The sequence below is a fragment of the Thermococcus sp. 4557 genome, assembly GCF_000221185.1.
Lineage (GTDB): Archaea > Methanobacteriota_B > Thermococci > Thermococcales > Thermococcaceae > Thermococcus.
Genome location: NC_015865.1, coordinates 1,496,282 through 1,518,251 on the forward strand (window position 1 = coordinate 1,496,282; position 21,970 = coordinate 1,518,251).

The 21,970-nt window shown below is 57.1% G+C and carries 22 protein-coding genes and 1 tRNA gene; 17 read left to right on the forward strand and 6 right to left on the reverse strand.

Going from position 1 to position 21,970, the window contains the following annotated elements; genetic code table 11:
- Window positions 1–105 precede the first annotated feature (105 nt).
- The 4 genes from GQS_RS07845 (at window position 106) to GQS_RS07860 (ending at window position 3,992) form a co-directional block, all read left to right on the forward strand.
- Window positions 106–456, forward strand: coding sequence for a hypothetical protein (locus GQS_RS07845; RefSeq protein WP_014013149.1), 351 nt, complete (start codon window positions 106–108; stop codon window positions 454–456).
- Between the two features lie 9 nt (window positions 457–465).
- The gene (udg, locus tag GQS_RS07850; RefSeq protein ID WP_014013150.1) at window positions 466–1,053 is read left to right on the forward strand and encodes a type-4 uracil-DNA glycosylase; all 588 of its coding nucleotides are present in this window, start codon (window positions 466–468) and stop codon (window positions 1,051–1,053) included.
- Between the two features lie 308 nt (window positions 1,054–1,361).
- On the forward strand, window positions 1,362–3,020 hold the full coding sequence (locus GQS_RS07855; RefSeq protein ID WP_048056553.1) for a Na+/H+ antiporter NhaC family protein: 1,659 nt from the start codon (window positions 1,362–1,364) through the stop codon (window positions 3,018–3,020).
- A 69-nt stretch (window positions 3,021–3,089) separates the two neighbouring features.
- Window positions 3,090–3,992 carry a pantoate kinase gene (locus tag GQS_RS07860; RefSeq protein ID WP_014013153.1) on the forward strand — a complete coding sequence of 301 codons (903 nt, stop codon included), beginning with the start codon at window positions 3,090–3,092 and terminating at the stop codon, window positions 3,990–3,992.
- On the opposite strand, the gene GQS_RS07865 is transcribed toward GQS_RS07860, so the two are convergent.
- Window positions 3,989–4,294: a nucleotidyltransferase domain-containing protein gene (locus GQS_RS07865; RefSeq protein WP_014013154.1), complete on the reverse strand. Its 306-nt coding sequence runs from the start codon at window positions 4,292–4,294 to the stop codon at window positions 3,989–3,991. The two genes, GQS_RS07860 and GQS_RS07865, sit on opposite strands and share 4 nt — an antisense overlap.
- Window positions 4,270–4,671: a HEPN domain-containing protein gene (locus GQS_RS07870; RefSeq protein WP_014013155.1), complete on the reverse strand. Its 402-nt coding sequence runs from the start codon at window positions 4,669–4,671 to the stop codon at window positions 4,270–4,272. The genes GQS_RS07865 and GQS_RS07870 overlap by 25 nt, the downstream gene beginning before the upstream one ends.
- Before the next feature lie 84 nt (window positions 4,672–4,755).
- On the opposite strand from GQS_RS07870, the gene GQS_RS07875 reads away from it, so the two are divergent.
- Window positions 4,756–6,435: an ATP-dependent DNA ligase gene (locus tag GQS_RS07875; RefSeq protein ID WP_014013156.1), complete on the forward strand. Its 1,680-nt coding sequence runs from the start codon at window positions 4,756–4,758 to the stop codon at window positions 6,433–6,435.
- 20 nt (window positions 6,436–6,455) lie between these two features.
- Here the strand turns inward: GQS_RS07875 and GQS_RS07880 are convergent, their stop codons facing one another.
- Entirely contained in the window at window positions 6,456–7,163 is a 708-nt protein-coding gene (locus GQS_RS07880; RefSeq protein WP_014013157.1) for a protease PrsW, read from the reverse strand.
- 107 nt (window positions 7,164–7,270) lie between these two features.
- Between GQS_RS07880 and pyrE the strand changes: the two genes are divergently transcribed.
- On the forward strand, window positions 7,271–7,831 hold the full coding sequence (pyrE, locus tag GQS_RS07885) for an orotate phosphoribosyltransferase (protein ID WP_014013158.1): 561 nt from the start codon (window positions 7,271–7,273) through the stop codon (window positions 7,829–7,831).
- Here the strand turns inward: pyrE and GQS_RS07890 are convergent.
- Complete coding sequence (locus GQS_RS07890) at window positions 7,787–8,620, reverse strand: MinD/ParA family protein (RefSeq protein ID WP_014013159.1); 834 nt, start codon at window positions 8,618–8,620, stop codon at window positions 7,787–7,789. The genes pyrE and GQS_RS07890 overlap by 45 nt on opposite strands.
- A gap of 49 nt (window positions 8,621–8,669) precedes the next feature.
- Window positions 8,670–8,885: a helix-turn-helix domain-containing protein gene (locus GQS_RS07895; protein WP_014013160.1), complete on the reverse strand. Its 216-nt coding sequence runs from the start codon at window positions 8,883–8,885 to the stop codon at window positions 8,670–8,672.
- A gap of 108 nt (window positions 8,886–8,993) precedes the next feature.
- Here GQS_RS07895 and rlmD point away from each other — a divergent pair, with 108 nt between their 5' ends.
- Both rlmD and lrpA read left to right on the forward strand, forming a co-directional pair.
- Complete coding sequence (gene rlmD, locus GQS_RS07900) at window positions 8,994–10,247, forward strand: 23S rRNA (uracil(1939)-C(5))-methyltransferase RlmD (RefSeq protein WP_014013161.1); 1,254 nt, start codon at window positions 8,994–8,996, stop codon at window positions 10,245–10,247.
- Window positions 10,248–10,315: 68 nt separating this feature from the next.
- Entirely contained in the window at window positions 10,316–10,741 is a 426-nt protein-coding gene (gene lrpA / locus GQS_RS07905) for an HTH-type transcriptional regulator LrpA (protein ID WP_014013162.1), read from the forward strand.
- A 261-nt stretch (window positions 10,742–11,002) separates the two neighbouring features.
- On the opposite strand, the gene GQS_RS10905 is transcribed toward lrpA, so the two are convergent.
- Window positions 11,003–11,143, reverse strand: a tRNA-Trp gene (locus GQS_RS10905).
- A 94-nt stretch (window positions 11,144–11,237) separates the two neighbouring features.
- Here GQS_RS10905 and GQS_RS07910 point away from each other — a divergent pair.
- The 9 genes from GQS_RS07910 to GQS_RS07950 all read left to right on the forward strand — a co-directional run bounded on the left by GQS_RS07910 (window position 11,238) and on the right by GQS_RS07950 (window position 21,966).
- Window positions 11,238–11,474, forward strand: coding sequence for a hypothetical protein (locus GQS_RS07910; protein WP_014013163.1), 237 nt, complete (start codon window positions 11,238–11,240; stop codon window positions 11,472–11,474).
- A 123-nt stretch (window positions 11,475–11,597) separates the two neighbouring features.
- Window positions 11,598–12,725 (forward strand): fructose-1,6-bisphosphate aldolase/phosphatase, encoded by a 1,128-nt coding sequence (fbp, locus tag GQS_RS07915; RefSeq protein WP_014013164.1) that lies wholly within the window; start codon window positions 11,598–11,600, stop codon window positions 12,723–12,725.
- A 165-nt stretch (window positions 12,726–12,890) separates the two neighbouring features.
- Window positions 12,891–14,849, forward strand: a complete 1,959-nt coding sequence (gene gor / locus GQS_RS07920; RefSeq protein WP_014013165.1) for a glyceraldehyde-3-phosphate:ferredoxin oxidoreductase — start codon at window positions 12,891–12,893, stop codon at window positions 14,847–14,849.
- Between the two features lie 66 nt (window positions 14,850–14,915).
- On the forward strand, window positions 14,916–16,178 hold the full coding sequence (locus GQS_RS07925) for an NAD(P)/FAD-dependent oxidoreductase (RefSeq protein ID WP_014013166.1): 1,263 nt from the start codon (window positions 14,916–14,918) through the stop codon (window positions 16,176–16,178).
- Between the two features lie 144 nt (window positions 16,179–16,322).
- Window positions 16,323–17,270, forward strand: a complete 948-nt coding sequence (gene arcC, locus GQS_RS07930) for a carbamate kinase (RefSeq protein WP_014013167.1) — start codon at window positions 16,323–16,325, stop codon at window positions 17,268–17,270.
- Window positions 17,271–17,317: 47 nt separating this feature from the next.
- Window positions 17,318–18,163 carry an ATP-dependent Clp protease proteolytic subunit gene (locus tag GQS_RS07935; RefSeq protein ID WP_014013168.1) on the forward strand — a complete coding sequence of 282 codons (846 nt, stop codon included), beginning with the start codon at window positions 17,318–17,320 and terminating at the stop codon, window positions 18,161–18,163.
- A 138-nt stretch (window positions 18,164–18,301) separates the two neighbouring features.
- Entirely contained in the window at window positions 18,302–19,204 is a 903-nt protein-coding gene (locus GQS_RS07940) for a coiled-coil protein (protein ID WP_014013169.1), read from the forward strand.
- A 9-nt stretch (window positions 19,205–19,213) separates the two neighbouring features.
- Window positions 19,214–20,920 carry an archaeosine synthase subunit alpha gene (gene arcS / locus GQS_RS07945; RefSeq protein ID WP_014013170.1) on the forward strand — a complete coding sequence of 569 codons (1,707 nt, stop codon included), beginning with the start codon at window positions 19,214–19,216 and terminating at the stop codon, window positions 20,918–20,920.
- Window positions 20,917–21,966 (forward strand): hypothetical protein, encoded by a 1,050-nt coding sequence (locus tag GQS_RS07950; protein WP_238515738.1) that lies wholly within the window; start codon window positions 20,917–20,919, stop codon window positions 21,964–21,966. Before arcS ends, GQS_RS07950 begins: the two co-directional genes overlap by 4 nt.
- Window positions 21,967–21,970: the final 4 nt, after the last annotated feature.

Genomic DNA, 21,970 nt, shown 5'->3' on the forward strand with positions numbered 1-21,970 from the left:
AATTTTCCTGCATAGGTATGGGACATATATGGGTAGCCCGCGGAACCGCCCGATCCTTGGAAAACCGTTAAAAGCCGGCAGTGCTATCCTTGGAGAGGTGGTAGAATGCCTGCGAGAGAGATGAGGATGGAGATGTTCCTGAGGGCCCTGCTGAAGAGGGACTTTTCCCGGGCCAAGGCGCACCTGGAGAAGCTCCAGAAGATGGCCGGCTCCGACGAGTGGGGCAGGGGCTACGGCAAGGCCATAAACGGCTTCATGAGCGCCATAAAGGACAACGACCCCAACGCCCTCATAGTCCAGCTCATCAGCGAGCACGACAGGGAGAAGGCGGAGAAGCTCCTCGAGCACTTCCAGGGGATACTCGAGCACGAGTTCAGGGACGAGTACGAGAAGGGCTACTACACCGCCTGGGTCGAGTTCCTCAAGGCCTACCTCTCCCAGAAGACGCTCTCATGAGGTGCTCCCATGGGGAAGGAAGAACTCATGAGGAAGCTTGAGGAGCGCATAAGGAACTGCCAGAAATGCCCGCTTGGAGGCCTTAGAACCAACGCCGTTCCCGGTTCCGGGAGCTACGACGCCAAAGTGATGTTCGTCGGGGAAGCGCCGGGCTACTGGGAGGACCAGAAGGGGCTGCCATTCGTCGGGAGGGCCGGAAAGGTACTCGACGAGCTCCTGGCCGAGATAGGCCTCACCAGGGAAGAGGTCTACATAACCAACATAGTCAAGTGCCGCCCGCCCGAGAACCGCGACCCGCTGGAGGACGAGATAAAGGCCTGCTCCCCCTACCTCGACAGGCAGATAGACATAATCAGGCCGAAGGTCATAGTTCCCCTGGGAAGGCACTCCATGAGGTACATCCTGGAGAAGTTTGGCTTTGACCCCGAGCCCATAAGCAAGATACACGGAAAAACCTTCGAGGCGCACACGCTCTTCGGGAAGATAATCATAATGCCGATGTATCACCCGGCCGCCGCACTCTACCGGCCGCCCATAAAAGAGGAGCTTAGACAGGACTTCCTCAGGCTCAGGGAGCTCATCGGCTCCTCATTATGAACCTTTCTTCACCTTTCAATTACTATTCCGAGTGAACCGGAAACATCTGGCTTTTGTTAAGGTCCCTGCGGATTTCCATGAAGCATTTTCTGGGAAAGGTTTTTATGGTGGTGGTGCGCATTAATGTACTTGAAAGTATCTCCTAATGCAGGGCAACAGGAATGTTAACTGAAGTGATCATACAATATCACGGATATGCATGGCAGTTCAGCAGTATTTTCGGAGAGCTGACGATATGCCAAAAATATTCCAGGAAAATTTATATATCTCCGATATTTATGGGTTTGAAACCCGTTGGAGGTGAAACTGTGTCGGACTTTGGGATACTGTCTCTGCTGCCGCCCCTGGTGGCTATTATCCTGGCGATATGGACGAAGAGGGTCGTCTTGGCGCTGTTCGCAGGTGTTTGGATTGGTGGCTTGATGATTGCAGGCTGGAATCCTGTGACCGGAACGACCCAGACCCTGGAGTGGATAGTGGGCAGCGTCACCGATGACTGGAACGCGAGGATACTCATCTTCGACTTCCTCATCGGTGCGGGCGTCGGTTTGATATACAAGTCGGGCGGAGTCCATGCCCTGGCGAGGGCGCTTTCAAAGAGGGTGAAGACAAGCAGGGGTGCATCGGTTCTGGGATGGTTAATGGGCGTCCTTGTGTTCTTCGATGACTACACCAACACCATCATAGTCGGAAACACCATGAGGCCAATCACCGACAGGACCCGCGTTTCCCGTGAGATGCTGGCCTACATAGACGACTCAACCGCTGCCCCTGTGGCAGGTCTGGCCTTAATCTCAACGTGGATAGGCTATGAGTTGGCCATGATCGGCTCGGGATTCGAAAACTTTGGGATCACTTACAACTCCTACGACGCTTGGCTCTCCAGCGTTCCCTTCAGGTTCTACTCGATACTCGCGATAATTCTGGTCCTGATAGTTGCATACACCCACAGGCACTACGGAACCATGCTCAAGGCTGAGATGCGCGCTAGGACTGAGGGCAAAGTTCTCCGCGACGGCGCCAAGCCGCTCATGACCACGGAGGTCGACCTCGGCACGCCCAAAGAGGGAGGCAACCTCTGGGACTTCGTGATACCGATCCTCGTCTTGGTCTTCGTTTCAATGATAGGCCTGTGGTACACGGGTGCGGCGAACCTTGAAGCCTACAGCCAGGACCTCGGATGGTGGACCGAGCTTGAGAACCCATTCAGCGTCAACTTCCTCAACTACAGCTTCATCGAGTCCTTCCGTGAGGCCGACGCTGCGACCGCCCTGCTGTGGGGAAGCTTTACAATGGTCCTCGTCGCCAGCATAATGCTCCTCGGCAGGAAGAAGATGGGCATCGAGGAGTGGGAGGACACCGTCGTCAGGGGAATGAAGCAGATGCTCTTCGCCAACACCATCCTTGTCCTCGCCTGGAGCCTCGGTACCGCCGCAGATGCAGTTGGAACCGGTACCTACATAATCGACCTTGCCACCGGCTCTGGAGCCAACCTCGGTCCCTGGATGCCGCTCATAATGTTCCTTGCTGCGATGTTCGTGGCCTTCACCACCGGAACCAGCTGGGGAACCTTCGCCATCATGGTCCCGCTCGGTGTCCAGCTCAGCCTCGCCTTCACCAACGGCCAGGTCAATGAGATAGTCTTCGCCACAATCGGAGCCACCTTCACCGGCTCGATCTTCGGTGACCACTGCTCCCCGATCAGCGATACGACCATCATGAGTTCGATGTTCAGCGGTTCTGACCACATAGATCACGTTACCACGCAGATACCCTACGCATTCACCGTCGCGTCGATAGGTGCGGTGCTCTATGTCCTCTTTGGCCTCGGTATCAGGAGCTGGGCGATACTCCTTCCGCTTGGCCTAGTGCTCTTGGTTGTTGCTTGGTACGTCCTCAGCGAGTGGTACGGCAAGAAGTACGGCATACCCCACGGCAAGGTGCCGATCTACGTGGTTGAAGAATGAGCTTTCCTTCTTTCCCTTTTCTCGCCAGTTTTAAAAGGCAAAAGACGCACTCTTCTAGGAGGTGAGAACATGCTGGTGAGGGCTTTCGTTCCCGCTCACATAACGGCTTTCTTCGTCCCGCGCTTTCACGATGATTCTCTCAGGGCAGGCTCCCTTGGTGCGGGGGTCAACCTCAGCAAGGGTGTCAACGTCTTCGCGAGCATAGAAACCAGCACCCTGGAGAGGCACATACACGTCGCCTTCAACGGCGAACCAGTTGGGAGGGAAAAGGCAATCATAAGCTACTCCGTTGCGGATGAGATAATTCCGGACGACTTCTTGGGTGAGGTTGAAATCTGGCAGTACTTCGACTTCCCGAACGGCCACGGCTTCGGCAACAGTGCCGGCGGTGCCCTGGGGACGGCGTTGGCCCTGAGCTACGCCTTCGGTGGAACGTGGCTTAAAGCTGCCCAGATAGCGCACAAACACGAGGTCCTCAACAGGGGCGGCCTTGGGGACGTTGTGGGCCAGCTGGCCGGCGGGATAGAGGTTCGCGTTAAGGCAGGCGGCCCGGGAATCGGGGTTGTCGACAACCTGTTCTTCGAGGACTACCGCGTTCTCGTCGTCCCCCTGGGCAGGCTCTCAACCCGGGAAGTTCTGGACGGAGACGTCGTGAAGGCCATAGAGCGCGAGGGGAGGGAGGCACTTGAGAAGCTCCTCCAGGAACCGAGTCCGGAAAGGATGATGGTTCTAGCGAGGGAATTCGCGGAGAAGACCGGCCTCCTTAGCGGTGAACTCCTTGAGCTGGCGAGGGAACTGGACAAGGTTATTTCCACCCCCAGCTCCATGATAATGCTTGGAAGGGGTCTCTTCGCCCTTCTCAGGGAGGACGAGGTGGAGAACACCATAAACCTCCTCTCCGACCTCAACCTGCCCTACGACGTGACCGGAATCCACGAGGGCAGGCCGAAGGTTGGCAGGTGGGTTGGTTAGTAAACCCTTATTCCCTCGTTTAGAACGGTGCGGTGGAACGAGGTTTCTCTCCACCGCTCAAACTCCTCCCGTTTTTCCACGATAACGTTGAGAACTACTCCGTGTTTCATCAATACTTCAAAGATCCCATCTATCAGCTCATCCAGGGACACGTCTCCGACTACGAGCAGGTCAACGTCGCTCTCTTCGGTGTAGTCCCCCCTCGCATAGGAGCCGAAAAGGTAGACTCCCTCAATGCGTCCTTCAAAGTTTTCCCTTAGGAAACCCAGAAATTCCTCTAACGCTCTTCTCCTCGAATCCATCCTGACACCAGCTCCTGGGCTTTTTCAAGGAACTCTAGAGCTAAATCGAGGATTTCTTCGGCTTCCTCTCTGGACGGGGTGTACATAACGTTGTAGTCGGCTTGACTTCTCATCTGAAACGCCTTTGTGAGAGCCTTTCCATAGTATTCGTCCAGTAGTCCTTCCTTGATGTAGCTCATCCCAAGCATCGAGAGGGTTCCTGAGTGCTTCTTTGGGGTTATACCCTTAATTAACAGGAGGGCTCTCGCGGAGTGGAACATTGAGTAGTATGCCCTGCTTATGGCGTCCCGGTACTTTCCGTGCTCATAGAGAATTTGGGCTGATGAAAGCTCCTCCTCAGCGACTGCTAGCTCTCTTGTTATCTCCTCTCCCTTCATGGTTCGTCATACGCTTTTTAGATATTTAACACTAACCCAATACCCTTTTATCTCCCTTCTTCCTAACCTGTCCAGGTGGTGAAGATGAAATACGCCGAACTGGCCGACCTTTACAGACGCCTGGAAAAAACGACCCTCAAAACCCTGAAGACCAAATTCGTCTCCGATTTTCTCAAGAAGGCACCCGATGAACTCCTCGACATAATCCCCTATCTCATTCTGGGAAAGGTCTTTCCTGACTGGGACGAGAGAGAGCTTGGAGTCGGTGAGAAGCTCCTCATAAAGGCCGTTTCCATGGCCACCGGCGTTCCCGAGCGGGAGATAGAGAACTCCGTGAGGGACACCGGCGACCTCGGTGAGAGCGTTGCCCTGGCCCTGAAGAAGAAAAAACAGAAGAGCTTCTTCTCCCAGCCGCTGACCATAAAGCGCGTTTACGACACCTTCATGAAGATAGCCGAGGCCAGCGGGCAGGGAAGCCAGGACAGGAAGCTGAAGTACCTCGCCAACCTCTTCATGGACGCCCAGCCGGAGGAGGGCAAGTATCTCGCCAGGACGGTTCTCGGAACCATGCGCACCGGTGTTGCGGAGGGACTCATGAGGGACGCCATAGCGAGCGCATTCGGCGTCAAGGCCGAGCTCGTCGAGAGGGCCTACATGCTCACGAGCGACTTCGGCTACGTCGCGAGGGTGGCCAAGCTCGAGGGCAACGAGGGCCTCTCAAAGGTCAGAATCCAGGTGGGCAAGCCCATAAGGCCGATGCTCGCCCAGAACGCGGCCAACGTGAAGGAAGCTTTGGTAGAGATGGGCGGAAAGGCCGCGTTTGAGGTAAAGTACGATGGAGCGCGCGTTCAGGTTCACAAAGACGGCGATAGGGTTGTTATATACTCCCGCAGGCTGGAGAACGTGACGAGGTCCATCCCGGAGGTCGTTGATGCCGTCCTGGAGAGCGTAAAGCCCGAGAAGGCCATCGTGGAGGGTGAACTCGTTGCCGTCGGCGAGGGTGGGAAGCCCAGGCCCTTCCAGTACGTGCTGAGGCGCTTCAGGAGGAAGTACAACATCGAGGAGATGGTGGAGAAGATCCCCCTTGAGCTGAACCTCTTCGACGTCCTCTACGTTGACGGCGATGGGATGATAGACACGCCCTTCTCCGAGCGCAGGAAGAAGCTGGAAGAGATAATCTCCCAGAATGAGCGGATAAGGCTGGCTGAACAGCTGGTAACCACCAGCGCCGACGAGGCTGAGGAGTTCTACCAGCGCGCCCTTGAGCTCGGCCACGAGGGGCTGATGGCGAAGCGCCTGGATTCGGTTTACGAGCCCGGAAACAGGGGCAAGAAGTGGCTCAAGATAAAGCCCACGATGGAGGACCTCGACCTCGTCATAATCGGCGCCGAATGGGGCGAGGGAAGGCGTGCACACCTCCTCGGCTCCTTCCTGGTCGCGGCCTTCGACCCGCACAGCGGCGAGTTCGTCCCGGTCGGAAAGGTCGGGAGCGGCTTCACCGATGAAGACCTTGCCGAGTTCACCAGGATGCTCAAGCCCCTCATAGTCCGCGAGGAGGGCAAGTACGTCGAGATAGAGCCGAAGGTCGTTATTCAGGTCACCTACCAGGAGATACAGAAGAGCCCGAAGTACGAGAGCGGCTTTGCGCTGAGGTTCCCACGCTACGTGGCCCTGAGGGAGGACAAGAGTCCCGAGGAGGCGGACACGATCGAGCGCATAGCCCAGCTCTACGAGTTCCAGGAGAGGTTCAAGGCGAAGAGGTGACCTCGTTTTCCTCCGTTTCTTCAAACGTTTTCCCGCACTTCGTCCGACTCTTCACCCTCCTTCGGAACCAGTCTTCCGGCCAGCTCGGCGGCCTTCTTTGCCATTAGCGGTGTCACGAGAAGGAAGCCCGTTGAGAGTCCTGCTAGATACGCCACAACGGTTCCGGAGTAGCCGTCCACCACCGCCAGGGAGGGGAGGTCGTAGAGGGCATGCGCTATCATCGAGAACGCCAGTCCAGCAAAGCGCTTCCATCCCCTCTCGCCGAGCAGGAAGCCGGCTGAAATGGCCGCCCAGATGGTGTGCAGTCCCATAAGAACCACTCTAACGGCCACCAGATAGGGCTCTTGGTTCAGGGCGAAGATTCCCGCGGTGTACATTATTCCCTCTACAATCCCGAGGAAGAGGCCAGCGCCTATGACGAGCTTCCACTTCTCCCATTCCGGCGAACGCTCGAAGAACTTCATGGGCAGGAGCTTCACCGACTCCTCGATTATCCCCGCCGCGAAGGCTAGGGCAATCCACGTCTTGAGGAACAGGAGGGGCGCCTCAAGGACGGAGGCTATGATGAGGCCAAGGATGCCGAGGGCGAATCCCGGAACCTTCCAGCCGCTCTCCGGGAAGGAGCGCCACCTCTGGAGGGTGTACTTGATCGCCAGCAGAACGGACAGGCCCCCGACTACGGTTATGATTCCGAAGTAGTACTCGATGACCTTCTCCGGTGTGAACATGGTACTTTCTTCACTATTCCACCTTATTAATGTTGGCCCCAACTTTTTTAAATTCGATGTGGATTCACCTCTGAAACTGCCAAGAAATTTACACGAAGGTGTTCAAAATGGAGGACGCGAAAGCCCGGCTCATAGACATGTTCTTCACCGAGGAGGCCATCCTCTTCGGTCGCTTCGTTCTCACCTCCGGCAGGGAGAGCGACTACTACATCAACGTCAAGAAGCTCTCTACTAATCCAGGGGCGTTGAGGATAATCGCGAGGCTGATGGCGGAGAGGGCCAAGGCCCTTGGCATCGAGTTCGACCGCGTCGCCGGCCCGGAGCTTGGAGCTGTGCCGATAGCGACGGCCCTGTCTCTGGAAACCGAAAAGCCCCTCGTAATCGTCAGGAAAAAGCCCAAGGGACACGGCACCGGAAGCCAGATCGAGGGGGAGGTGAAGCCCGGCGAGAGGATTTTCCTGGTCGAGGACGTGACGACCACCGGCGGGAGCGTCCTGCGCGCGGCCGAGGTTCTGGAGAAGGCCGGGGCAGAGATAGTCGCCATAAGCGTGGTGGTCGACAGGGAGGAAGGAGCCGGCGAGAGAATCGGGGAGAGGTACAGGTTCATACCCCTGGTCACGGTTTCAGAGCTTTTTGCCCGCAGGAACTCGACCGGAGCGGAGGAATGAAATTATCGCCTCGTAGAGCCTGTGGAGCATACCTTCATTTTTCTCCCTTCCGAATATCCAGTCGTTCAGAATGCTGCCGCTCTCGGCTATCGCCCGCGATGCCTTGGTGTGGGGCGCGTAGTCGATGACCGGCCTCCCGTAGTTCGTCGCCTTCGGAACCCTGTGATCGAAGGGTATGACGCCGACCACGGGCACGTCCACGCTGTACTCGAGGAAGTCGATTATATCGTCCACGCTCTGGGACGATTCCCGCACCTTGTTGAGTATCACGCCGACCTTGAGGCCGTACGCGTCCCCCAGCGATTTAAGCTTCACGACCTCGTTCTCGATCATCCTGTGGACTGAGTGTATCGGGCAGCGCTCTATCTCCACTATTATAAGCTGGTACTGGGCGAGCCGGAAGGTCGAGATGGTGTCGAAGGGTATGCCGACGGGGGAGTCTATTACGGTAACCCGGTATCTGGTTCCAATCTCCCGGACTATCTCTCTCAGTCTTTTCTGATCCAGGTCGATGACATCGTAAAGCTTCGAGCTGCCGGGGAGTATGTCAACACCCGTTCTGGGGTCGTGGTACACCGCCTGAACAACCCTCATGTCGGGATTCTTCAGAAGGGTGTGGATGTTGTACTGGGGGTTGTATATCCCGAAGTGAAAGGCGAGCTTTGGGAGGTACAGGTCGCCGTCCACGACGAGCGAGCGGTAGCCCCTCCGCGAGAAGTACGTGCTCAGGTTTGCGCTCATCGTTGTTTTCCCCGCCCCTCCCCTCCCGGTGATGACTATTGATACCATTAACTAGGCCTCCCTCTGCATTAATTCCAAGAAAATTATTGAAAGGGGCTCAGATGTAGTCCCCTATTGTTTTGGCACGAACCATTATGGCGGCCTTGTCTTGGCCGTAGAAGACCTCAACGAGACCGTCGGATTCCAGCTCCTTCACGGTCCTGAAGACCGCGGGTGCGGGTGTTTCAAGTTCGGCGCTCAAGCTCTGGAGGGCGACGGCCCTCTTTTTTGTGGCGAGTACCTTATACACAGCATCCTTACGCCTGCCGAACATCCGGTGGCACCATTACTAGTTACGTCAACGAACTAAATAAACCTTCCGTGAGCATGGTTGGCAGGTATCCAAGGGCAGGTTTATAAAGCGTATCGGGGAGGGGGGAGTATGCGGGGAATCGTTGAGAGGCTCGATCATGAGGGACTGGGCGTTGTACGCGTCGGGAAGAGGGAAATCCACGTTCCTTTCACGGCACCCGGCGACGTTGTTGAAGTGAGGAAATGGCGGAAGAGAAAGCGAAAGCTAATTGCCACCGATTTTGAGGTCGTGGAGCCCTCCACCGGCAGAGTGGACCCTGTGTGTCCCAGCTTTGGGGTCTGCGGTGGGTGCCTTCTCCAGCACATCCCCTACGAGAGACAGGTTGAGTTCAAGGCTGAGAAGCTCTCGGCCCTTCTTGGTATGGACGTCGAAGTTATTCCCTCGCCCGTGATTTACGGTCATAGAAACCGCATCGATGTTGTCGTTTCGACAAACGGAATTGGGTTCAGGAGGCGCGGCACGTGGTGGGACGCGGTTGACATCGGGTGGTGCCCCGTCTTCGGCGAATCCAGCCGGAGGGTTCTCCGCTCCCTGAGGGAGTTTATAGAGGACCATGCGCCCAGTCTGTACGAGATACGGAAGAACGAAGGTTTTCTGCGCTACATCGTCATCCGCGAGGGCAAGTTCACGGGCGAGCTGATGGTGAACCTCGTCACTTCGGAGGGCAGTCTCCCCGACTCCTTCCCCGACTATTTTGACTACGCGGACTCGGTGTACTGGAGTGTGAACAGGACCCCGAGCGACGTCTCCTACGGGGAGATAGAGCGCTTCTGGGGCAGCGAGTTCATACGGGAGCGGCTCGACGACGTTACCTACCTGATACATCCAAACAGCTTCTTCCAGACGAACAGCCATCAGGCGGTCACCCTGGTGCGCAGGGTGGCGGAGCTCGTTGACGGGGAGAGGGTTCTTGACCTCTACTCCGGCGTGGGAACCTTCGGCATCTACCTGGCCAAGAGGGGATTCTCCGTTGAGGGAATCGAGGTAAATCCCTTCGCGGTGGGGATGGCCAACAGAAACGCCGAGCTCAACGGCGTTGACGCCGCGTTCAAGGTGGGGCAGGACAAGGATGTCGAAAATCTTTCGGAATACGATACGGTAATAGTTGATCCGCCAAGGGCGGGATTGCATCCCAAACTGATAAGGAAAATCTTAAAAGACAAACCGCAAAGCATCGTTTACGTCTCCTGCAATCCGAAGACCCTCCGGGCCAACCTCGACGAACTGGCAGGGGTTTACTCTCTAGAGACCGCGGTGGGAATCGATATGTTCCCACACACACCCCACGTGGAGACGGTTGTCAAACTTAAACTTGGGGTTTAGTTTTAGAACCCCTGGGTTCAAAAACTTAATATACTTGGTCAGCATAGAGGTAAACAGAGGTGGTAAAAATGCTTGACGAGAGAGATAACATCATAATCGAGATGCTCACCAAGGATGCCCGCACTCCGTTCACGGAGATAGCGAAGGTTCTGGGCATTAGTGAGACCGCAGTAAGGAAGCGCGTAAAGGCCCTGGAGGAGGCGGGGGTTATAAAGCAGTACACCGTCGTCGTTGACCCATCGAAGCTGGGCTACAACCTGGTCAGCCTCACGGGCGTTGACACGCTGCCCGAGAAGATATTTGACGTTGCCGAGAAGCTCAAGGAGTTCGATTTCGTGAGGGAGGTTTACCTGACCAGCGGCGACCACATGATAATGGCCGAGGTCTGGGCCAGGGACGGGGAGGACCTGTCCGACATAATCTCCAACAAGATAGGCAGGCTTGATGGCGTCACCAAGGTCTGCCCCGCGATAATCTTGGAGAAGCTTAAGTGAGCACGCCCCCGGCGTGCATTCCTCTGATTTTTGCTGGTTTTTTATGGGATTCGGTCGAAAAAGCTAGTTCTTGGTGGGAACGTCTTTGACTGCAGAGTTTTCTCCAAATCGGCGTCCGAAGGTGCTCAAAAACAAAAAACACTCCCAAAAACAGGCAAGTTAAAAGTGCAAACCTCACCCGAAACGCCCTCTCAAAAAGCATGCACTCTACGACAAAAGCCCGGGAGAACAGTCAGAAACATTCCGCCAGAAAAGTTTTAATGGTGGGGGCACGGGGATTTGAACCCCGGTCCGCGGGTTTCTCCGGGTCAGAGCTCCAAAGGCTCATCCCCAAATCAGCAAACCCGCAAGTCCTCATACCTCTGGAGCCCGCGATGATGGACCAGGCTACACCATGCCCCCGTCCAGCTTAACCTTAGCGGGAGTAGGTTTATAAGTTTTATGATTGGCGGAAGTTTTATTAACTTTGGCTTACAAAAATATTACGGTGATTGCCATGGAGGAGCCAGTGGTTATTGGAAAGGATAAGTTCAAGATAAGCGACGACGAGACAGCCAGGAGGGAGCTCCGCATAATCAAGGTCAGCGACGACGTGATTCAGGTTCAGGAAGAGGTTCACGGCATCATAGCCCTCGTCGGGGCGAGCTCCAGCGTCAACATCAAGAAGGAGGAGCTCAAGAACCTCATCAAGGTGGCCAGGGAGGAGTTCGGCTGGACCGATATCTGCGAGTGAGTCCCTTTCGTTTTGCTCCCGCGCCCTTAGACTCCCCGAATTTTGACTCCTTTTTGTGTATCATCGACGGTGATATTAACGTTTTATAAGCATAAAAGTGGTTAAAGCTATCGGTGGTTGCCAATGGCAGTTGGAGAAAAGATAACCCTCAGCGTGATCAAGGCAGACATCGGCGGCTGGCCGGGGCACTCGAGGGTGCACCCGCAGCTCGTCGAGACGGCCGAGGAAGTCCTCTCAAAGGCCGTCGAGGACGGAACCATCATCGACTTCTACGTCGCCACCTGCGGCGATGACCTTCAGCTCATCATGACCCACAGGAAGGGCGTTGACAGCTCCGAGATACACGGCCTGGCCTGGAAGGCCTTCGAGGAGGCCACCAAGGTTGCCAAGGAGCTCGGCCTCTACGGTGCCGGTCAGGACCTCCTCAAGGACGCCTTCAGCGGCAACATCCGTGGAATGGGTCCCGGAATAGCCGAGATGGAGATAACCCTCAGGAAGAGCGAGCCCGTTGTCACGTTCCACATGGACAAGACCGAGCCTGGGGCATTCAACCTGCCGATATTCAGGATGTTTGCCGACCCGTTCAACACCGCTGGCCTCGTCATCGACCCGAACATGCACATGGGCTTCCGCTTCGAGGTCTGGGACATAAAGGAGCACAAGCGCGTGATCCTCAACACCCCGGAGGAAGTCTACGACCTCCTCGCCCTCATCGGTGCCAAGAGCCGCTATGTCATCAAGCGCGTCTTCCCGAAGGAGGGCCACAAGATATCCAAGGACGAGCCGGTCGCGGTTGTGAGCACCGAGAAGCTCTTCGAGATAGCCGGTGAGTACATCGGAAAGGACGACCCAGTCGCGATAGTCCGCGCCCAGAGCGGACTGCCTGCCCTCGGTGAGGTCCTCGAGCCCTTCGCCTTCCCGCACCTGGTCAGCGGCTGGATGAGGGGTTCCCACAACGGCCCGATAATGCCGGTTCCGATGCACCAGGCCAACCCGACCAGGTTCGACGGTCCTCCAAGGGTCGTTGCCCTCGGCTGGCAGATAAGCCCAGAAGGAAAGCTCGTTGGCCCGGTTGACCTCTTCGACGACCCGGCCTTCGACGGCGCCAGGCAGAAGGCCGTTGAGGTCGCCGAGTACATGCGCAGGCACGGTCCGTTCGAGCCCCACAGGCTCCCGATGGAGGATATGGAGTACACCACCCTTCCGGGCGTCCTCAAGAGGCTCGAGGAGAGGTTCGAGAAGATCGAGTGATCCCCCGTCTTCTTTTTCTCCTTTGGTTTCCGCAGCGTTCCTTGCAATGGGATTGCTAAAGGTTTTTATAACCTCCCGCCCAACTTTCTTGATATGCCCATCGGAAGCCTTAAATATTCTTCAGCCCAAAACTAACACTCGGAGTGATACAAAGGGGTGGGAGTCATGAAGTTCACAGTTCTCAGGCTCAATCTGGACGAGAAGAAGGTGGAGAGTGAGGAGCTGGAGAGGAACGGGATATACGGGGTCATAGACTACGGCATAGAGATTCACGAGAACCTCGAAACCTACAAGGTTGAGCCATACGACCCCAAGAACGTCGTTATCATGGGTATGGGGCCCTTCTCAGGCTCGACCCTGCCCGGGGCCCACAGGCTCATGTTCTTCTTCCGCTCACCGCTCTACGGAACGCTCTTCCCCTCCGCAATGGGCGGTGCCGCTTATGCCTTCAAGAACGTCGGCGTTGATTTCGTGACCTTCGAGGGCAAGGCCGAGAAGCCCGTCGTGGTTCTCCTCTACAACGACGGCGAGAGCGTAAGGGTTGAACTCCACGAGATCGAGCTTGAGAAGGTCGTTGAAATCTGGAGGGGCTACAAGGATGAGGAAGGAGTCTATGCCCTCACGCAGTACCTCATCGATACATTTGGCGATAAGTTCGACTTCGAGTACCGCATAGCAGTCGTCGGCCCCTCCGCCCTAAACACCAACTACGGCGCAATATTCTCCCAGGCCCTCAGGAAGGGAGAGAGGCTCGTAGGCAGCGAGGACTGGGCCGCCCGCGGAGGCTCAGGAAGCGTTCTCCTCCGTGCCCACAACGTCGTTGGAATTATCTTCGGCGGAAAGCCGAGGAGGAGAACCTTCCCGGGCGAGGACATCTCATCGTTTAGAACCGCCAAGGGCATCGTCGAGGGCGTCCACAAGAAGCCCTACAACGAGATAATAGCCGAGAAGACGACCAAATACCGCTTCAACCCCAAGCTCAACACCGGCGGAACCTTCGGCGGCAACTACCCGGCCGAGGGGGACTTCGTTCCGATACTCAACTGGCAGATGCCCTACATTCCGAAGGAGGAGCGCATAAGGATTCACGAGAACATAATGAAGCACTACTGGGAGCCCTTCAACGAAGAGGCTATAAAGCCGAAGAACTGGACGACCTGCGGCGAGCCGTGCCCGGTGGTCTGCAAGAAGTACCGTCGCGGCCACCACGTCGAGTACGAGCCCTACGAGGCCAACGGTCCGCTCAGCGGGAGCATAAGTCTGAGGGCCAGCGACGTAAGCGTTCACGCCGCCGATGCGATGGGCTTCGACGCCATAGAGTTCGGTGGAACCGCAGCGTGGGTCCTTGAGCTCGTCCACCGCGGTCTGCTCAAGCCGGAGGAAGTGGGCATAAGTGGAAAGCCCGAGTTCACGAAGGAGGCACTCCTCGAGAGGCCGGTGGAGGCGAGCGAGGTCAACGCGAAGCTCGTGGCGGAGCTGGCCCACCGCGTCGCCTTCGGCGAGAACGAGATAGCAAGGATAATCGGCCTCGGCAAGAGGAAGGCGAGCGTAATCTTCGACGAGCGCTTTAAGGACAGGCTCAAGTACGGCGAGAGCTTCAAGGATTACGGCGTCTTCGTTCCGCTCGGCGAGAACGGCGAGATGACGCCGACGATGTACTGGGCGATAGGCAACTACATACCGCTCCCGATTCAGGGAAGATACTGGACGTTCTACCAGTTCGGCGTCTTCCTTGAGCCGGAGGAGCTCGCGCAGAAGATAATCGCCTCGGCCCTCTGGGAGTTCTGGTACGACAACGTCGGCTGGTGCCGCTTCCACAGGGGATGGATGAAGCCCGTCCTCAGGGCGCTCTTCATGGACACCTACGGGGAGAACGTTGACATGGAGGAGCACGCCAGGAAGCAGCTCAAGAGGCTCATCGAGTACGCGAGAAAGGCCGGCTACGCCCCGGCATTCTGGGACTCGATGCGCGTTATAGACCTCGTCGCCGCCGGAAGCGAGGAGTTCGGCAACGAGCGCTGGGCCGAGAGGTTCAGGGTCGACAAGGTCGGAACGGCAAAGGAGTACCTTAGCAGGGTCTTGGAGGCCTACAGCGAGATTCTGGGAGTGGAGTGGAGGCTGTGAGTTTTTTCTTCCTTCTGGGAACAACCCTTATATTCTCCTCTTTCCTCAGGTTCTCAGGTGAGAAAAATGAGGGCGGTTGTAATAGGCTCCGGAATCGGCGGCCTTCTGACGGCCTCGTTCCTGGCCAAAAACGGTTACGATGTCACCGTCATCGAAAGGTCGCCATACATCGGCGGCCGCTTCACGAATCTGGAGTACGGGGGCTTTGGCCTCTCGACGGGCGCCTTTCATATGCTCCCCCACGGTGAGGACGGGCCTCTGGCTTACCTCCTCAAGCTTCTCGGCGCAAACGTCCAGATAGTGAACTCAGACCCCAAGGGAATGATATTCTACGGAGGAAAGACCTTCCACTACCGCGATGGCTGGAAGTACCTGAGCTTCACGGAGAAGGCAAAGGCCACAAAGTTGCTACTCGATGTAAAGCGCGGAAAACTCCCGAAAGGTGAAGAGGCCGAGATGAGCGGCCGCGAGTGGATAAAGGAAAGGATAGGCGACAACGAGTTTGCTGACCTCTTCATCAAGAGCTTCCTCGGCTGGGCCGACAGCGTCTTGGACGTCCCTGCCGGAGAGCTGGCGAGGGAGATAAAGGCGGCCCTGAGGTGGGGCGGGCCCGGGCTTGTTAAGGGTGGCTGCAGGGCGATTCCCGAGGCGCTGAGCTCGATAATCCTCGGCAACGGCGGAAGGATAATCAAGAGGAAGAGGGCCGTTGAAATCGACGTCGAGGAAAAGAAAGTCATCACCGCTGACGGCGATGATCTGAATTACGACGTTCTCATCTCCAACGTTGGAATAAAGGAAACCGTCGAGCTCATAGGCAGGGACAACTTCGACCGCGATTACCTGAAGAGGGTGGATTCCCTAAAGCCGAGCGAGGGCATAAAGTACAACGTGGCGCTGAAGGGTGGGCCGAGGATAGGCAACACCGTCGTCTTCACCCTCGACACCGAGAGGATAAACGGCTACAACGAGCCTTCATCGCTGAGCCCGGAGCTCGCCAGGGAAGGCCACACCCTGATAATGCTCCACCACGCCCTCCAGAGCAGGAACGTCAAGGCAGAGCAGAGGAAGGGGATAGAGGACATATACCGCATCTTCCCGAACCTCGACGAGGAAGGGGAAATCCTGCTGATACAGACCTACCTCGATGGGAATCCCGTTAACAGGGTTGCCAGCGGCCAGACCGTTGAGGACTTCCCGATGGGCGATGTTTACATCGTCGGCGATGCGTACAAGCCGCCCGGAGGGATAGAGGTTGAGGGCATCGCCCTCGGCGTCATGAGAACCCTTGAGAGGCTCGGACTGGGAAGCTTCTCCGAGTGGTATCTCTGAGGGGAGCCCCTTCTTGGGCTGCTACTCTTTACCTTTGCCAACTTATTTTCCCGCCCCCCGAACCTTTTTCCAGTGAACAGCCCTGGCTCCTAACGAACGTTTTTATCCTCCCCCGCGTATCTATCCATCCCGGAGGTGATGCTCATGAAGAGGGTTGTAATAGCCTTGGGCGGTAACGCTATTCTTCAGCGAGGCCAGAAGGGAACCTACGAGGAGCAGATGGCCAACGTCATGAAGACGGCCAAACAGATAGTGGATATAATCCTAGACGGCGATTACGAGGTTGTAATCACCCACGGTAACGGTCCCCAGGTCGGTGCTTTGCTTCTCCACATGGACGCCGGTCAGGCCACCCACGGCATTCCGGCCCAGCCGATGGACGTTGCCGGCGCGATGACCCAGGGGCAGATAGGGTACATGATACAGCAGGCGATAAGGAACGAGCTGAAGAGGCGCGGAATAGACAGGCCTGTGGCGACGATAGTCACCCAAACCATCGTTGACAAGAACGATCCCGCCTTCCAGCACCCGAGCAAGCCGGTTGGGCCGTTCTACGACGAGGAGACCGCCAAAAAGCTCGCGGAGGAGAAGGGCTGGGTCGTCGTGGAGGACTCCGGCAGGGGCTGGAGGAGGGTTGTGCCGAGCCCGGACCCGATAGGGCACGTCGAGGCGGAGATCATCCAGGACCTCGTTGAGAAGGGCTTCATAGTGATCACCAGCGGTGGCGGTGGAGTCCCCGTCATCGAGGAGGACGGAAAGCTTAGGGGCGTTGAGGCGGTAATAGACAAGGATCTGGCCGGGGAGAGGCTGGCGGAGGAAGTCAAGGCGGATATATTCATGATCCTGACCGACGTAAACGGCGCGGCGGTGAACTTCGGCAAACCCGACGAGCGCTGGCTCGGAAAGGTCGCCGTCGAGGAGCTCAGGAAGTACTACGAGGAGGGCCACTTCAAGAAGGGCAGTATGGGACCGAAGGTTCTCGCCGCGATAAGGTTCGTCGAGTGGGGCGGCGAGAGGGCGGTCATAGCGGCGCTCGACAGGGCAGTTGAGGCCCTCGAAGGAAAGACCGGAACGCAGGTTATAAAGGGCTGAACCAAATTCTATAAATATCCTCCCTCCCTTCTTTCTCCGGTGATAACATGGGAGAGGCCGCTACCGGATTCTTCGGTTCACTGCTGTGGTGGCTGTTCTTCATGTACATCCTGTTGTGGCCCCAGATGCAGTACAGGAGCCTGCAGCTGGCCAGGGCCAAACTGCTCAAGAGGCTCTCGGAAAAGCGAAAATCAACGGTAATAACCATGATCCACAGGCAGGAGAGTATAGGACTCTTCGGAATACCGTTCTACAAGTTCATAAGCGTCGAGGACAGCGAGGAGGTCCTCAGGGCCATCCGCTCGGCCCCAAAGGACAAGCCGATTGATTTGATAATCCACACCCCAGGAGGCCTAGTACTTGCCGCGACGCAGATAGCGAAGGCGCTCCACGACCATCCTGCTGAAACGCGCGTCATAGTCCCCCACTACGCCATGAGCGGCGGAACTCTGATAGCACTCGCGGCCGACAAGATAATCATGGACCCGCACGCGGTTTTGGGGCCGGTTGACCCCCAGCTTGGCCAGTACCCTGGACCGAGCATCGTCAGGGCCGTCGAGAGGAAGGGCGTTGACAAGGTGGACGACCAGACCCTTATCCTGGCGGACGTTGCGGAGAAGGCCATCAACCAGGTCCGCGACTTCGTTTACAACCTGCTGAAGGACCGCTACGGCGATGAGAAGGCCAGGGAGCTTGCCCAGGTGCTCACCGAGGGCAGGTGGACGCACGACTACCCGATCACATACGAGCAGGCCAGGGAGCTGGGCCTTCACGTCAGCACGGACGTTCCGGAGGAGGTTTACGCCCTGATGGAGCTCTACAAGCAGCCGACGAAGCAGAGGGGCACGGTAGAGTTCATGCCGTACACGCAGGGGGGTGAGGTCGGCAAGTGAGGTCTTTTCCCTTTTGTGTTTCCATTTTTCTCCGGTTGAGGGAATTTTGGCCAAAAAGTTTTTATTTGCTCATTCCTTTTTGAGTCCAGAAATGTTTGAGCAGGTCAGCTGTTCTAAAAAGGGAGAGGGGTAAGAGCGATGCAGACGAAAGTGGACCCAGAGGAGATTAAGAGGATCAAGAGGGAGATAGAGGCCCTTGAAAAGGAGAGAAACGAGATAAGGGCCAAACTGGATGAGCTTGAAAAGGAGCTTCAAATCTGGATCCAGAAGAGGGACGAGAAGAACAACGAGGTCAAGGGACTCCGCCAGAAGGGCAGGGAGTACAAGGCCAAGCGCGATGAAATCAACGCGCAGATACAGGAGCTGAAGAAGAACCGTGAGGAGATAAACGCGAAGCTCGACCTCCTCTATCAGGAGATACTCGAGTACCGCACCAAGAGGGACGAGTACAACCAGCTCCGCAGGCTCAAGATGCCGCCGGCGAAGATCCAGGAGAGGATAGAGAAGCTCGAGTGGGAGCTCCAGACCAACCCGAACATAACCCCCGACAGGGAGAAGCAGATCGTAGACCAGATACAGGTTCTCGCCACCGAGCTTGAGATACTCCAGCAGGCCGAGCGCTTCCACAAGAAGCTCGTCGAGTCCAGGAAGAAGGTCGATCAGCTCAAGAAGGCCAGGAGGAACATCAGCCTCGAGATACAGAAGCTCGCCAACCAGAGCCAGCAGTTCCACGAGCAGATGATAGCGGCGTTCAACCAGGCCGACGAGGTCAAGAAGGAGGCCGACGAGTACCACGCCAAGGTCGTCGAGCTCCGCGACAAGATCAGGGAGGTCAGGAAGGAGCTCCGCAGCATCGAGAAGAAGATACGCGAGTACGACGAGAAGCACAAGGAGCTCATCGCCTACAGGCTCGTTGCCAGGATGCACGCCAAGAAGGACGCCAGCTTCGAGAAGGCCGTCGAGGCCCTTGAGAAGTTCAAGAAGGGCGAGAAGCTCACCCTCGACGAGCTGCTCCTCCTCCAGAGGTACAACCTTGTCTGAGGCCTGGCTATGGAAGTCATCAGGCACGAGGGGCCCGGGAGACTGGGTCTCGTCAGGACAGGGGAGCGCTCTTTCACGACCCCGGCACTGGCAGGGGTAGACTTTACGCTCTCCCCGTTCAACTCCTTCTTCCATCCCGTGGGGCAGGGGGGGTACGACTTCAACCTCGCCCCCGCGATACCCCTCGGCTTCTACACGCCGGACGAGGTTATAGAGAAGGCCCTCGGAAGGCTCTGGAGCGTGAACTACGAGGGCTTCAACGCCTTCTACCTGCCGGCTTTGAGGAGGACCTCCTACCTGGGTGAGTTCTTCAAGATAATCGAGCGCTACAACTTCGATGCCGTCTACCTCGGCAACTCCAAAATCCTCGTGAGGGAGTACCGCTACTTCGTGAGAATCCTGCGCGAGCTGCGCGAGAGGTTCCCCAACGTCATGATAATCGCCGATCTGGAACCGTTCTTCTATCCGCTCGCCGTTTACCTCGGCGTCGATGCCTTCGACACCCGCTCCCTCAAGCTCTACGACTTCGAGGGGAAGGGCTTCACCGGGTACAGTCCGTTCCTCTGGAAGGAAGAGGCCAACTCCCTCGACTTCGCCCGTGAGACGATCGCACTGGTCAGGAAGGCCCTCAAGGAGGGTAAACTCCGCTACCTCGTCGAGAACTTCTTCAACACTCAGTACCACGCGGGAATACTCCGCATAGCGGATTTGGAGCATCCCGACTACCTCGAGAAATACACGCCGATCCAGAAGGAGACGGTTTACTTCATCAGCGACGCCTCGATTAGAAGGCCTGAGGTCAGGAGATGGCATTCGAGGGTTGCCGAGCGCTTCGTTCCTCCGAAGAACACCGAGCTGGTTCTCCTCTTCCCGTGCTCCGCCAAGAAGCCCTACTCCTTCTCGAGGAGCCACACACTTTACAGGAGGGCGGTCAAGGAAGCCCTCGGCTCCGGAATAACCAAAGTCCACGAGCTCATCCTCACGTCCCCCTTCGGCGTTGTCCCAAGGGAGTGGGAGTGGCTTGCCAAGTACGATATAGTGGTCACCGGCCACTGGGGCGAGGAGGAGATTAAACCTGCGGCCGAACTCCTCGCCAAGACTCTCGAGAAGTACCCGAAGGACGTTCCGGTTATAGCTCACCTCGACGAGGCCTACGTTGAGATAGCTAAACTCGCTTCCGAGCTCTCGGGAAGGGAAATAACCTTCACCCGCGTGGAGAACGGCACCACGAGCAGGGAGAGCCTGAAGTCCCTCACCGAGACCCTGAGGGAGTTCGAGCTTGAAGCGACCAAGGAGGACAGGACCTACCGCTACTTCGAGAACATCAGGAAGGTCTTTGACTTCTACTTTGGCGCCGGCGCCGGGGAGGCCGTCCTTCCGGAGAACGGAAAGGTCAAGGGTTCAAAGATGCTCCGCCTCTTCGTTGATAATCAGCAGACCGGAACCTTCAAGGACGGCGTGATAAGCGTCACGCCCTATGGAATGCAGAGGATATACGATGCCCTCAATGCCTACTGTGTGAAGGTGGACTTCGAGCTCCGCGGCGACGTCTTCGCTGTCGGTGTTGACGAGGCCGATCCTGCAATAAGGCCGGACGACATAGTGGGCATAGTGAGGGACGGAAAGGTAATAGGCGTCGGTAAGGCGGTTTTGGCTGGAGAGGAGATGGTTAGAGTCAGGAAGGGCGTTGCGGTTAAGGTCAGGAAGAGGGCATGAGTATGAGAAGGGTTCTTGGCCTTCTCCTGGTTCTCCACGTTCTCCTCCTTTCTCTGCCATCGGGTTCCGCGGACTACCTCGGGGCAGAAAGCCTGGACTTTTACGTCGTTGCCACCTACGGGGACGCGGCGGTGCTGTCGCTTGAATACACCACCTACTCGCCCTCCATGAGCGGCGCACTCGTGCCATCTGCCTGCTGCGTTCACTACAACTTCTACATAAACTCCAGCGGGGCGTATTTCATGGGTAGGTCCTGGGAGGCCCCGGTGGTTTACCAGTACCGGGGGTTCTACTACCTGTTCGTGGCCTCGATGGACGGCTCGATTCGGGTTTACCGCATGGGGCGGGACTGCTTTGAGCCGGTCACTGCGGTGAAGTCAAACACCGATGGGGAGCCCAACTTCGCCGTTGCGGTCCCGTACCTCGTGGTCCAGACCGGGGAGAACGAACTGGTCGCGGTTAACGTCGCCAGGAACATTACCGCTGGGGTTCTCGACCTGAGGGAGGCCGAGAGCGGCACCTACTTCAAGGGGGTAACCGTTGTTAAAGGGGAGCACGGCGTTAGACTGACGGGGGATGCCCCCGAAGAGATGCCCAGGGGAGTGAGCGTTAGCGTGTCCGGGGGGCGGCTTATGGTTCCCGGGGCTGGCCTCGAACTGCCCCTGGATGCTGTGACTGCGCACCTTTGGGCCGCGGAGGAGGCGGGGCATCTCCAGGCGTACGAACTCGAGAACGCGGTTCTCCTGGTGCCCCCCAGCATCATGCACTACTTTGCCCCGGACTCCAACTCAAGCGGGGAGCTTCTGGAGTTTGGAAACGAGAGCGTTGGGATCCGGGGGATTTCCAGCCTCTCCGTTCTCTACTGCGACGGTGGGCTGAAAGCCTTTCCCCTGGGACAGCCCGTAGGAAGCGAGTTCAGGGTAACCTCGGAGAACGTGACCTACACAGAATGCACAGTACCGCGGGTCTACGCTCTTGAATTCTGGGCGGCGGTCGTTCTCCTGGCTCTAATAGGGTTCACCTGGTTCTTCATGGTCCGGCGGTGAGAAA

What these genes read in the sequence shown, in the direction of transcription:
- GQS_RS07845 (WP_014013149.1), top strand. Translation starts at nt 106, where the DNA reads ATGCCTGCGAGAGAGATGAGGATGGAGATGTTCCTGAGGGCCCTGCTG.
- udg (WP_014013150.1), top strand. Translation starts at nt 466, where the DNA reads ATGGGGAAGGAAGAACTCATGAGGAAGCTTGAGGAGCGCATAAGGAAC.
- GQS_RS07860 (WP_014013153.1), top strand. Translation starts at nt 3,090, where the DNA reads ATGCTGGTGAGGGCTTTCGTTCCCGCTCACATAACGGCTTTCTTCGTC.
- GQS_RS07865 (WP_014013154.1), bottom strand. Translation starts at nt 4,294, where the DNA reads ATGGATTCGAGGAGAAGAGCGTTAGAGGAATTTCTGGGTTTCCTAAGG.
- GQS_RS07870 (WP_014013155.1), bottom strand. Translation starts at nt 4,671, where the DNA reads ATGAAGGGAGAGGAGATAACAAGAGAGCTAGCAGTCGCTGAGGAGGAG.
- GQS_RS07875 (WP_014013156.1), top strand. Translation starts at nt 4,756, where the DNA reads ATGAAATACGCCGAACTGGCCGACCTTTACAGACGCCTGGAAAAAACG.
- GQS_RS07880 (WP_014013157.1), bottom strand. Translation starts at nt 7,163, where the DNA reads ATGTTCACACCGGAGAAGGTCATCGAGTACTACTTCGGAATCATAACC.
- pyrE (WP_014013158.1), top strand. Translation starts at nt 7,271, where the DNA reads ATGGAGGACGCGAAAGCCCGGCTCATAGACATGTTCTTCACCGAGGAG.
- GQS_RS07890 (WP_014013159.1), bottom strand. Translation starts at nt 8,620, where the DNA reads ATGGTATCAATAGTCATCACCGGGAGGGGAGGGGCGGGGAAAACAACG.
- GQS_RS07895 (WP_014013160.1), bottom strand. Translation starts at nt 8,885, where the DNA reads ATGTTCGGCAGGCGTAAGGATGCTGTGTATAAGGTACTCGCCACAAAA.
- rlmD (WP_014013161.1), top strand. Translation starts at nt 8,994, where the DNA reads ATGCGGGGAATCGTTGAGAGGCTCGATCATGAGGGACTGGGCGTTGTA.
- lrpA (WP_014013162.1), top strand. Translation starts at nt 10,316, where the DNA reads ATGCTTGACGAGAGAGATAACATCATAATCGAGATGCTCACCAAGGAT.
- GQS_RS07910 (WP_014013163.1), top strand. Translation starts at nt 11,238, where the DNA reads ATGGAGGAGCCAGTGGTTATTGGAAAGGATAAGTTCAAGATAAGCGAC.
- fbp (WP_014013164.1), top strand. Translation starts at nt 11,598, where the DNA reads ATGGCAGTTGGAGAAAAGATAACCCTCAGCGTGATCAAGGCAGACATC.
- gor (WP_014013165.1), top strand. Translation starts at nt 12,891, where the DNA reads ATGAAGTTCACAGTTCTCAGGCTCAATCTGGACGAGAAGAAGGTGGAG.
- GQS_RS07925 (WP_014013166.1), top strand. Translation starts at nt 14,916, where the DNA reads ATGAGGGCGGTTGTAATAGGCTCCGGAATCGGCGGCCTTCTGACGGCC.
- arcC (WP_014013167.1), top strand. Translation starts at nt 16,323, where the DNA reads ATGAAGAGGGTTGTAATAGCCTTGGGCGGTAACGCTATTCTTCAGCGA.
- GQS_RS07935 (WP_014013168.1), top strand. Translation starts at nt 17,318, where the DNA reads ATGGGAGAGGCCGCTACCGGATTCTTCGGTTCACTGCTGTGGTGGCTG.
- GQS_RS07940 (WP_014013169.1), top strand. Translation starts at nt 18,302, where the DNA reads ATGCAGACGAAAGTGGACCCAGAGGAGATTAAGAGGATCAAGAGGGAG.
- arcS (WP_014013170.1), top strand. Translation starts at nt 19,214, where the DNA reads ATGGAAGTCATCAGGCACGAGGGGCCCGGGAGACTGGGTCTCGTCAGG.
- GQS_RS07950 (WP_238515738.1), top strand. Translation starts at nt 20,917, where the DNA reads ATGAGTATGAGAAGGGTTCTTGGCCTTCTCCTGGTTCTCCACGTTCTC.